Here is a 10,847-nt window from a genome sequence, read left to right on the forward strand (position 1 = left end):
TCTCGCATCTGGGTCGTTGCTCGGGTTCACGGGCCGGACGAGGGCGGCGTGCAGACTTACGTTGCGCAAGTGGCGCAGGGTTACGCGCGGGCCGGCCGCGAGGTCACCGTCTTCGCCAAATCCTCGGCAGGGCCGCGCCGCGTGGCCGACGGGCATGTCACCCTGATCGACGTCGGGCCGGCTTCGCAGCTGCGCGTCTATGCACGGCTGGCCATTGCCATGGCGCGGGCATGGGCGGGTGGTGAGCGGCCCGATGCGATCCATGCCTGCACCTGGCGCGCGGCGATTCCGGCATTGCCGTTTCCCCGTCCGCTGATCGTGACCGTCCACGGCCGCGAGATCGGACGGCCCGGCGGCGCGGCTTTCCGCCTGATGCGCGCGGTACTTTCGCGTGCAGCGCGCGTGGTGGCGGTCAGCGATGCGACGCGGGCCCTGATGCTTTCACGTCTGCCCATGTTGGCCGATCGCTGCGTGGCCGCATGGAACGGCGTGGTGGTTCCGCCGCCGCGCGCGGAGACCGGCAATGCCGCGGTGCATATCATTACCGTATGCCGCCTGGTGGCGCGCAAGAACGTCGCTGCTGCCGTGCGTGCGGTGTCGGATTGCCGCGCCGGGGGCATCGCCATCGACTATGCCGTGATCGGCCGGGGCGAGGACGAACCGGCCGTGCGCGAGGCCGTTGCGGACGGCGCCGTCATAGCCGGGCCCGGCGGCCTTGCCATGACCGGCTACGTCAGCGACGAGGAACTCGCGCAGCGCTACCGCAGCGCCGACATCTTCCTTCACCCGCAGATCGCGCTGGAGGGCGGCGCCGAAATGGAAGGCTTCGGCCTCAGCGTGGCGGATGCGATGGCGCAGGGCATTCCCTGCATCGTCGGGCGCGAGGGCGGGCCGGCCGAACTGGTCCGCGACGGTGTCGACGGATTGGTCATCGATGGCCGTGCTCCGGCGGAAATCCGCGCGGCTGTGGCGCTTCTTGCCCGCGATCCCGTCTATCGCCGCAAGCTGGGCGAGAACGCGCGGGCTTTTGCCGTTCAGAACTTCTGCTGGGACCGGCACTGCCGTCTGGCGCTTGAAGGCGTAGTGCCGCAGGCTCAGGACGTTGCTCTTCCTGTTCGGGAAGCGGCGACGGCCTGAGCCTGCACCGGGCCGGTCAGGGCTGCGTCCCCACCGGCCCGCTCATCACCAGCACCATCATGATCCGGGTCGAGCGTATTGCGCTGTCGAATGCGCGCGCGGTTCCGGCCGGGCAATCGATGCAATCTCCCTGCGGGACCGAACCGTCGAGCAGGCCGATCAGCATCGTCTCGTCGCGGGTAAGGTTTCGGCCGGTTCCGGTGGCGAAGGGGCGGCTGAGCGCGCTTTCGCACAAAGCCATGAGGCTGTCGAAGGCAGGGGTCATCATCTCCCAGTTACGCGGCGAGAGCAGGGCGTAAAGCCGCGCCTGCGCCGGGAGCCCGAGATCGCGCGCAGAGCGCCAGCGGCGGGCGACCGAGGTCACGAGGGTGGATGGGTTGATCTGCCTGCGGGTAGCAGCGGCGGCGCGGGTGATGGCGGAATGCATCATCTTGACGTCCTCCCGGAGCATGGAACGGCGATCGATGATAGGGACTGTCGCTGCGCCATGGCGCGTGATCTCCTTGGTCCTCATCCCCTGTTCCTTGATTGCCCTTTTAGAATAATTGCGAATGATTCGCAACACGAAGAATTGTAATAATTGTCGCCAGGTTGTTTCGAGAGCGGGCGTGCCGGGTACGGGCGCGCAGCATTTTTCCGGGAACATCCGGGCCGATTGCCGGATTACGATGGGCATGTACGCCGCCGGTGGATGCGGTTAAGGGGGGCTGCGGGGGCGCAGTGTCAGGACAAACGACGGGAATTTTCGCTCCTTGCCGAACGATTTGACGAACCGCCCGGCCTTCCGGCCCCTGCTGCCATCCTTGCTGGCCGCTGCAACGTGCGCGCTCCCGATGACCGCTGCCGCCGATCCGGCGCCGTTCGAGCTGACGGGTCCGGATTTGCGGATCGAGGTTACGCGCGGGGAAAAGACCCTGCCTATCGCCAAGGTCCCCAGCCTTGCAGCGGGTGACAAGGTGGTCGTCCACGGGGCATTCTCCGAGGATCAGGGCGCGAATTTCGTGCTGGTTTCCGCCTTCCTGCGCGGCGCCACCAATCCGCCGCCCAAGGATTGGATCGACGTTGCCCGCACCTGGAAGTCCAAGGAAAAGGACAAGGCGCTAACCCTGACCGTGCCCAAGGGGGCGCGCCAGCTGGTGCTGCTGCTGGTGCCTGAAACGGGCGGCGCGGAAGGCGTGCTGGTCGATGCGGTGCGCGGCAAGCCCGGCGAATTCGTGCGCGCCAGTCAAGACCTCAACCAGGCCAGCCTCGACCATTCGCGCCTTATCGCGTTCATGGCCGCGATCCGGGCGCAGGACGATAACGGGCCGGAATACCTGCGCACCGTGGCGCCGACGCTGGCCAGCAGCCTGTCGGTCAAACTGCAGGCGGATTGCCTGTCCAAGGTGATCGAACAGCAGGCTTCGTGTCTGGTGCAGAACCGCGAATCGCTTGTGCTGAGCGACGTTCATTCCAGTTCGATCGCCGATACGCTCACCGGCACGCCGACCGACCTTGCCCTGCAGCTAAGCGCCACGCGGGAAGGCGGGGCGGGGTATTACAGTGCCTATATCGGCGTCGCCCGCGATATCGCGCGCATCTTCGGCGCATTCAACAACCCTTCGTTCAACTACTTGCCGACGTTGAGCGTGCGTAACGACGATACGATGTCGCTGCTGCTCAATGCCGCGCCTTCGTTTCAGAAGCCGAAGTCGGTCATGGTCACCGCGCTCCCTGCGATCGAAGCGGACATTCCTCCCCAGCTGCGCAGCACCGCCAAGGGGCCGGTCTGCGCCGCGCAGGCAGGCGCCGTGCTGCCGGTGGAGGGCGCGCCGCTGGTGTTTTCGACCCAGCTTGCCCACGCCGTGCAGGTTCGCCTGACTTCGGCATCCGGGCAGGTGCTGGAAGTGGCCGCGACGCCGCGTGCGGACAAGGGCGGCTATATGCTGGCCGCCGAAAGCCTGCCTGCCGCCTTCACCGGCACCGTGCGGGCGCACCTGCACGGGCTATGGGGTTTCGCCGCGTTCGAGGGGCCGGACTTCGTCCTCCAGCGGCCCGATGGCAGCGCCTGGAAAGTGGCGGGCCAGGGCCAGGACGCCGCTGACGGCCTGATCGTCGGCCGCGACAACGACGTGCAGCTTGAAGGCAGCGCCCCGTCCTGTGTCGAGGAAATTACGCTGCGGCAGGGGAATGGTGCCGCCAAGCCGCTCAAGTGGCGGACCTTGCAGGACAATCGTCTTGCCGTGACGGTGCCGCTGGAAGGTGCGCGTCCGGGCGATATGCGCATCGAACTGCGGTATCAGGGCGCGAAGGACCCGGTTGCCGTCACTCTCAGGGCCCGCGCGGAGGCAAGCCGGCTGGATGCGCTCGAACTGCATGCGGGGGACACCCATGCCAGCCTGACCGGCCAGCGCCTCGATCAGGTGCGCACGATCATGGTGGGCGATGTCGAGTTTCGGCCCGATGGGCTGACCCGTGAAGGCGCGGTCGACCGGCTGTGGTTGACTGCGCAGGGCACGGGACATGCACCCGATCAGGGCGATACCGCCAAGGCAGTCGTCAGGCTGGAGGATGGGCGCAGTTTGCCGATGCAGGTACGCGTCGCCCCGCCGCGCCCGCAGGTTGCCCTGCTGAACCGCACCGTCAACCCCGCAGCCGTTGCCAAGGGGGCACGCAACCTGGACCTCGGCGCGGCAGGAGATCTGCTGCCGGATACCGGCGAGCTGGTGTTCTCGGTCAAGGCCGGGGGCGGCATGAAGCTGGGTCCGCTCGACACGGTGGAGATCGCGGCGGCCGAGGGCGAAAGCGTCGTGCGGCTGAGTGCGGGCAAGGGCCTGACGCTGGAAAGCCCCGAGGTGCTGGTGGCCCGGCTCAAGGCTACGGACATTCCCGCAGGAACCTTCGGCCCCTTGCGCTTCCGGCTGCTGCGCGGCGGCGCTACGGCGGGCGACTGGCAGCCATTGGCAACGCTGGTCCGCCTGCCGGGCATCGAGGCTGTGGTCTGCGAAGCGGAAGAGTGCACGATCACCGCGCGCTCGCTGTTCCTTGTAGATGCAGTGGGTGCGGATGTCGGGTTCGCTAAAGCCGCCGCAGTGCCGCCGGGTTACACCGGTTCTGCGCTGAAGGTGCCAAAGCCCGCGGACGGGGTGCTCTATCTGCGCCTCAGGGATGCGCCCGGTACGCCGGTGAAGCTGCCGGTCGGCTAGGCGCCCAGCGTTACCAGACGCTCGCGGCCCAGCAGGTCCACGCGGGGACAGCCAAGCTGTGCCATCGCCGCCTCCAGCTCGGTTCGCAGCAGGTGGATCACATGGGCGAGGCCGGGCATTCCCGCTACCGCCAGCGCGTGCATCTGGGGTCGGCCCACCAGCACGGCTTTGGCGCCCAGCGCCAGCGCCTTGACCACGTCGGTGCCTTGCCGGACGCCGCCGTCGAGCAGCAGCGGCACTTGTCCCCGCGTCGTTTCCACCACTGCCGGAAGCAGGTCCAGCGCGCTGGGCAGACCGTCCAGCACGCGGCCGCCGTGGTTTGAAACGATCAGGCCGTCCGCGCCTTCGTCCACGGTTCGGCGGGCGTCGCCCCCCAGCACCAGGCCTTTGACGAGGATCGGCAAGGTCGTGGCAGCGCGCAGCCAGGCGAGGTCGGCCCACTTTGGCGCGGCGTCTGTAAGCGGCGTGCCCAAAAGGATACGTCCACCGGGGACCGAAGTCTGACGCGGGCGCGGCATTCCGGCGAGGTTCACGGCGTCCACTCCCGGCGGCAGGGTGATGCCCGCAGGCTTCAGCCCGGCATCGATGGTCAGCACGATGGCCTCGTAGCCGGCGTCTTCGGCGCGGCGCAGAAGTTGCAGGCTGTGTTCCCGCTCCGGCTGGAGGTAGAGCTGGAACCATAGCGGAGCCGGCTGCCTGCCGAGTTCCTGCGAAAGCGCGCGGCCGGCGCTGGCGATATCCTCCAGCGATGCGCTGGCGAGCGTGCTGACCACCATCCCGGCGTCGAGCGCGGCTGCGGCGCGCACGGCGGCCAGTTCGCCCTCCGGGTGGGCAAGGCGCATGTAGGCCAGCGGCGCAAGCAGGATGGGCGAGGCGTGGGAGCGGCCGAAAAGGTCGATGCGGGTGTCGCCGTCCAGCTCGGCCATGGCGCGTGGCAGCAGGCCGATGCGGTCGAAGGCGGCGCGGTTTTCGCGCAAGGTGACCTCGCGGCCTGCACCTTCGCGGATGTGCTGCCAAACCTGAGCCATCATGTGCTGCGGGGCGCGGGCCTCGTAGTCGGCCAGGCTGCGCAGGCTGGCGGGGATCGCGGTCAGCGGCGGCGGCGGCCCTTCGCTCACGTGGCGGACCACTGGCGCAGGAGGTTGTGGTAGACCTGCGTCAGAGTGTCGACCGAGGCATGGTCCGGATGGTCGGCGGCGACAGACTGGATCGCGCCGTCCAGTTCGAACATCAGCCGCCGCTTCTCGGGCGAAGCGACGAAGCTCTGTGCCCAGAAGAACGAAACGAAGCGCGTGCCCCGCGTCACCGGCATCACCCGGTGGAGGCTGGAGCCGGGATAGACGATCAGGTGCCCGGCCGGCAGCTTGGCGGTGTGGGTGCCAAACATGTCCTCGATCACGAGTTCGCCGCCGTCGTAGTCCTCCGGATCGCTGAGGAACAGGGTGCTCGACACGTCGGAACGCAAGTGGTCGCCCGTGCCGGGAATGGGGAAGATCGCATTGTCGACATGGTTGCCGTAGTGGCCGCGTCCGTCATAGCGGGAGAAGCGCGGTTGCAGCACGCGCGCGGGCAGGGCGGCGGCAATGAACAGCGGTGTCTGGGCAAGCCGGGCAAGGACGCGGTCGGCCAGTTGCCGCGCCAGCGGATGATCGAGCGCGAGCTGCTCGTTCTCCTTGACGCGGGCGGCCCGGTGACCGGCGGTGGCGCGGCCGTCGGACCAGTCCGCGCTTTCGAGGGCATTGCGGATTTCGCGCACTTCGGATGCGTCGAAAAGCTCGGGAATTTCGATAACCATGCGGTCTCTCTTGCCCAATATTCGGGGTGTGACAATGACCGCGATCAAGGGCCGGAAGGCTCACGCGGTATCGGCGGGATTCAGGCGCGCGGTTCGTCTTCAGGTTCCAGCATCGAATGCAGGACCGGGCTAATCCATTCGACGATCGTTTCGCCGCTGCGGATGAGCGCGCGCACCGCCAGCTTCTCGCGCGTGGCGAGGGCTTGGAGAGAGCCTGATGTGTGCACGCTCAGGGCAGTCGCCCAGGCGTCTGCCAGCATGGCGGAGGGGTGGATCACCGTGACGGCCATGGCGTGTTCCACCGGCTGGCCGCTGCGTGGATCGATCGTGTGGCGCCCGCGCACATAGTCGCCCGAGGTCGCCACGGTGAGCTGGTGCAGGGCAACGCGCAAGGGGGTGACGGTGTTTGCAGGCGTTTCGAGATCCACCCACCAAGGGTTGCCATCGGGCCTGAGCCCGAGCCCGGCCAGTTCGCCGCCGATCTCGACAAGGGCGTGATGAAAGCCCCTGTCACGCAGGAGCCCGGCCAGCGCGTCCACCGCGAAGCCCTTGGCGATGCCGGACAGGTCGAGACGCAGCCCGCCCGGTTGGCGCAGCCGCCGCGCTTCGCGGTCGTGGGCGAGGCGGGTGAAGCCGGAGACGCTCAGTGCCTGTTCGATCTCGGCCCAGTCAGGTGGGCGTGTGGTCTGGACGGGGCCGTGCCCCCAGATATCCACGAGCGCGCCGATTGCCGGGTCGAATGTCCCGGCGGAGCGTTCGGCGATATCCAGCGCGGTTTCCATCACCAGCGCAAAGTCGGCGGGCAACGCGTGCCACGTACCGCCGGGCGCGCGGTTGAAGCGGCCCAGCGCGGAGTCCTCGCGCCAGTGGCTCATCTGCGCGAGGATCGCTTCCAGCCGTGCTTCGATCGCGGCCTTCAGTGCCCTGCGGTCGAAGTCTGCCGGGGCGGAGAGCTTGAGGCGCCAGCTGGTGCCCATGGTCTCGCCGTCCATCGAGGCGACCGGGTTGTCCTGCCGCCATGTGGCGAAGCAGGTCGGGTCGATCTCGAGCGGGACGGCGAAACGCATGGCTTGGGATGTCAGGCGATCAGGGCGCCACGACTTCCAGCGTGCTGCCGAATGACATGCGGCGGGTCTGCGCGCGCTTGTCGCTGGCCTTGTTGTCTTCGGCGCTGGCACTCATCCAGTACATGCCGGCGACCGGCCACTTCACGCGCACCACGCCGTCGGTGCCGGTGGTCAGCTCCTGGCCGTCTTCGGCCTCGCGGTACTTCTTGCCGCCCGGGATCAGGGTGACTTTCACGCCGGCGGCAGGTTTGCCGTCGACGAGGAAGCGGAAGCTGGCTTCCTCGTCCGATACGAGCGCGTCGGGATGGGTGACCGGATCGAACTCCAGGCCCTTGCCGGTCGGCGTCAGCACGCCCTTGGTCGGCGCATCGGACGATACGTAAACGGCGTAGGACGTCAGCGATTCGCTCAGCTTGATGTCGGTCGCATTGGCCGGGATATCGGCAACCGTGGCAACCATGCGCGGCGGCGTTCCACCTGGGCCGCCCGGACCACCTGCGCCCGGACCGCCAGCACCGGGGGCGCCCGGAGGGCCAGCGGGACGGCCGCGTCCGCCCACGCGCCATTCCTCGGCACCCACCTTGAAGGTGCCGCCGATGGAGGAGCGGTTCATGCCGATCTTCCAAGTGCCCGGCTTGTTGATCGCAACGTCGAACGTACCGCGATACCGGCCCTTGGATGCGTTCTCGACTTTGCCTTCGCTGCCGTCGGGCGCCCAGACTGACACTTGCGCGGGGTCCAGGGCGACGTGGTCGGCGTAGAACAGGTCGTTCGACACGGCAGCGTCGACGGTGACATATTCGCTCGTACCAGCCAGCGTGGTGGTCGAAGGCAGCAGCCACATGCGATGCGCAAGGGCCGGCGTTGCCAGCGCCGAAGATACGGCGGCGGCGATCAGAATGGTGCGGAAACGCATTTCAATTCCCCTGTTTGGAAGAAAACGGTCGTGAAAGTCAGCGAACGGTGCCCGCTCAGCGAATGGTGCCAGCTCAGCGAATGGTGATGGTGCCCAGTTCAGTCTTGCCCGATGCGGAGCCGCCCTTGGCCGGGACCGAGAACGGGACCGAAACCAGTTCGCGTCCGCCGGTCTCGCGCGCTGCTTCCACCTTGAGGACGTATTGCCCGGCGGGAAGGTTGGCGGGGATCGCGACGGTATAGCTGCCGGGCGCGCGGGTGGCGCCGGTGAGGCCGTCCGCAGGCATCTTCATCGCGCTTCCGCCCTTGCGCCACCAGGTGCGCAGGTCTGCCAGCCACTTGGTGCCCGGCTCGCGGCCAGCCTTCTTGACGTCGTACCATACGAAGATCGTGCGCGCGTTGCCGCCCCCGACAGGCTCCACCCAGCCGGCGACATAGGGGCGGTGGTATTCGGCCACCTTGATCTGGGGGATGGTGATCGTCACCGACGCGGCCAGCGCGGGGGTGGCGATGGTTCCGGCGACCAGCAGGGGCAGCGCGGGCAGGATCTTCGATGGTGTCATCACGGGCTTTCTCGTCAGTGGATGAACAGGAGCGCCAGCAGCAGCGGCGCGATAAGGCTGAGGATCACCAGCGGCCAGGTCATGGGCCGGTGCCTGGCGTGAAGTTGCAGCAGCAACAGCCCGGTCAACGTGAACAGCACGCAGGCGGCCGCGAACAGGTCTATGAACCAGAACCACGCATCGCCGGTATTGCGGCCCTTGTGGAGGTCGTTGAGATAGGAGATCCAGCCGCGATCGGTCACTTCGGCCGCAACCTCGCCGGTGGCGCGGTCAATGCTGACCCAGGCGTCGCGCCCGGGGCCGGGCATGGCGATGTAGACTTCGTCTTCGGCGGACCAGTCGGCGGCGCGCCCCGCGGGGTTCAGCGGCACCGCGCCGGCCACGGCTTTCGCCACGTCGGCGGGAAGCGGGTCGGTCGCATCGCCGGTGGCGTGGAGCCTTGCCAGCAGGGCGGCGGGCAACTTGCCCTCGCTTTTGGTCACCACCGGCTCCGCGCCGATCGAGGCCGCATGGTTCAGGGTGATGCCGGTGACCGAGAACAGGAACATCGCCGCCAGCGAAACCGCCGCGCTGACCCAGTGCCAGGTATGAAGTTGCTTGAGCCAGAAGGCGCGGGCCTTCTTGTTCTTCTTCTTGCCCTGCTTCGCGGTTTTCGGGCGGGCTATGGACTGCACGGTGTCACCGCTGGCCGCAGCACCTGTAACGCGCGAATTTTCGGCGCGTTGTTCTAGGGCATCGGCAGCTTCCAACGTGTCGCATCCTTGTTTTTCGGGCGAGGGAAGAAATTCGGCAGTAATGCGCGCCGCACGTTTTTTGAAAAGCCGCGTTCCCTCTGGACGACGCGGTGCTTAGTGTATATGCAAATCACTCGCAATAGGGGTTGGCAGGAGATTACAATTGGCGACACTCGCGGTTCCCGAGCTGGATGAGTTCGCCCGTATTCTGGCCTCGGTCGTGATCCGCGACCCTTCCGCCGAGTTCGCGGGAGGGGTTCGGCACCCCGCGGGCGAATCGGCGGCAGTGATGAGCGGGGCGGCACAGGTCGCCTACGAACGATCGGTCTATCAGGCCTCGAACCGGGCGCGGCCGGTGGCGTTCCTCGCCTCGGCGGGCGCGATTCTGGCTATCGCTGCGGCGATGGCGACGCTCAACATGGTTGCCACGCACAAGGAGCATGCGCGCCTGACGACCGTGGACGTGCGCGATCTGGACGTGACCCCGCCGCCGCCTCCCGAGCCGACCAAGCTGGAAACGCCCGAGGCGGCGATGACCCAGACCGTCGCGCCCCGGCCTATGATAGAGCTTCCCTCGCCCGGTCCAGTGCAGGTCATGGTCGATGCGCCGCCGCCGCCCGCGCCGCCAACGGTCACCAGCGAAGGCGTGAAGACCAGCGCGGCGCCTGCCGTCGCCCCGGCTCCGTCAACGACGATGGAAGGCGGAGACCTGTCGAGCAAGGTTCTCTTCGCCAAGCCGCCGACCTACCCGACCGAGGCGCGCCGCTCGCATGAGCAGGGCACCGTGAAGCTGCTGGTGCTGGTGGGCGCCGACGGTACGGTAAGGGATATCCAGGTCGCGGGCAGCAGCGGCAGCCAGCGTCTGGACAAGGCGGCTCTGCAGGCAGTGAAGCGCTGGCGCTGGTCGCCGATGATGAACGGCGGCACGCCGATGTCGGTGCGCGGTTACGTGACCATACCGTTCGTTCTGGTCGCGGTCTGATCCGGGGACACGTCGCCTGCTATTAGCCGGCGTCGAGTGCCTCGCGCAGCACCAGCATCGCCCGCTCCAGCTGGGCGGAGCTGTAGGGCTTGTCCAGCAGCGCGGTCGGCCGATGACCGCTTGCAGCGTCATAGCCGCCACTGGCGATGGCCAGCGGGATTTCCCGCGAAGCGATTTCGGCGATGATCGGGTCGGCTTTCTCACCGGCGAGATTGAGGTCGATCACGGCGACATCGAATGCTTCGTTGCGTGCGCCGTCGAGCGCGGCCGAAAGCGTGGCATATGGGCCGACCACTTCGCAGCCCAGATCGGCCAGCATTTCCTCCAGCAGCATCGAGACGAGAAACTCGTCTTCCGCCACCAGCACGCGCATTCCATTGAAGTTGGATGGTTCCTCAGACATCGACAGGCCCTTGAAGATGCAGGAAGCGCACCGAATTGTGTCGATCTCTTGGCAGTGTGCTTGGAG

Annotated in this window: 11 protein-coding genes; 3 read left to right on the plus strand and 8 right to left on the minus strand. The window is 67.5% G+C overall.

Annotated elements, in window-relative coordinates; translation table 11 throughout:
- Positions 1 to 48: 48 nt before the first annotated feature.
- Positions 49 to 1,137, plus strand: a complete 1,089-nt coding sequence (locus TQ38_RS05430; protein WP_240197968.1) for a glycosyltransferase family 4 protein — start codon at positions 49 to 51, stop codon at positions 1,135 to 1,137.
- Positions 1,138 to 1,153: 16 nt separating this feature from the next.
- Here TQ38_RS05430 and TQ38_RS05435 read toward each other — a convergent pair whose 3' ends face one another.
- A complete protein-coding gene (locus TQ38_RS05435) occupies positions 1,154 to 1,651 on the minus strand; it encodes a hypothetical protein (protein WP_043976817.1) in 498 nt (165 codons plus the stop codon).
- Between the two features lie 319 nt (positions 1,652 to 1,970).
- Between TQ38_RS05435 and TQ38_RS05440 the strand changes: the two genes are divergently transcribed.
- The gene (locus TQ38_RS05440; protein WP_240197969.1) at positions 1,971 to 4,322 is read left to right on the plus strand and encodes a hypothetical protein; all 2,352 of its coding nucleotides are present in this window, start codon (positions 1,971 to 1,973) and stop codon (positions 4,320 to 4,322) included.
- On the opposite strand, the gene TQ38_RS05445 is transcribed toward TQ38_RS05440, so the two are convergent.
- The 6 genes from TQ38_RS05445 to TQ38_RS05470 all read right to left on the minus strand — a co-directional run bounded on the left by TQ38_RS05445 (position 4,319) and on the right by TQ38_RS05470 (position 9,327).
- Complete coding sequence (locus tag TQ38_RS05445) at positions 4,319 to 5,440, minus strand: alpha-hydroxy acid oxidase (protein ID WP_043976933.1); 1,122 nt, start codon at positions 5,438 to 5,440, stop codon at positions 4,319 to 4,321. The two genes, TQ38_RS05440 and TQ38_RS05445, sit on opposite strands and share 4 nt — an antisense overlap.
- Positions 5,437 to 6,117: a Fe2+-dependent dioxygenase gene (locus TQ38_RS05450; protein ID WP_043976820.1), complete on the minus strand. Its 681-nt coding sequence runs from the start codon at positions 6,115 to 6,117 to the stop codon at positions 5,437 to 5,439. Before TQ38_RS05450 ends, TQ38_RS05445 begins: the two co-directional genes overlap by 4 nt.
- 80 nt (positions 6,118 to 6,197) lie before the next feature.
- Positions 6,198 to 7,184 carry an FAD:protein FMN transferase gene (locus tag TQ38_RS05455; RefSeq protein ID WP_205316078.1) on the minus strand — a complete coding sequence of 329 codons (987 nt, stop codon included), beginning with the start codon at positions 7,182 to 7,184 and terminating at the stop codon, positions 6,198 to 6,200.
- Positions 7,185 to 7,203: 19 nt separating this feature from the next.
- A complete protein-coding gene (locus TQ38_RS05460; RefSeq protein ID WP_043976822.1) occupies positions 7,204 to 8,100 on the minus strand; it encodes a DUF4198 domain-containing protein in 897 nt (298 codons plus the stop codon).
- A 73-nt stretch (positions 8,101 to 8,173) separates the two neighbouring features.
- Entirely contained in the window at positions 8,174 to 8,662 is a 489-nt protein-coding gene (locus tag TQ38_RS05465) for a DUF2271 domain-containing protein (protein ID WP_043976824.1), read from the minus strand.
- A 14-nt stretch (positions 8,663 to 8,676) separates the two neighbouring features.
- A complete protein-coding gene (locus TQ38_RS05470) occupies positions 8,677 to 9,327 on the minus strand; it encodes a PepSY-associated TM helix domain-containing protein (protein WP_043976939.1) in 651 nt (216 codons plus the stop codon).
- A gap of 232 nt (positions 9,328 to 9,559) precedes the next feature.
- Between TQ38_RS05470 and TQ38_RS05475 the strand changes: the two genes are divergently transcribed.
- Positions 9,560 to 10,378: an energy transducer TonB gene (locus tag TQ38_RS05475; RefSeq protein ID WP_043976826.1), complete on the plus strand. Its 819-nt coding sequence runs from the start codon at positions 9,560 to 9,562 to the stop codon at positions 10,376 to 10,378.
- Between the two features lie 22 nt (positions 10,379 to 10,400).
- On the opposite strand, the gene TQ38_RS05480 is transcribed toward TQ38_RS05475, so the two are convergent.
- Positions 10,401 to 10,781 carry a response regulator gene (locus TQ38_RS05480; protein ID WP_043976828.1) on the minus strand — a complete coding sequence of 127 codons (381 nt, stop codon included), beginning with the start codon at positions 10,779 to 10,781 and terminating at the stop codon, positions 10,401 to 10,403.
- Positions 10,782 to 10,847: the final 66 nt, after the last annotated feature.

Origin of the sequence: Novosphingobium sp. P6W, assembly GCF_000876675.2 — a bacterium.
In the GTDB taxonomy this organism is placed as follows: Bacteria; Pseudomonadota; Alphaproteobacteria; order Sphingomonadales; family Sphingomonadaceae; genus Novosphingobium.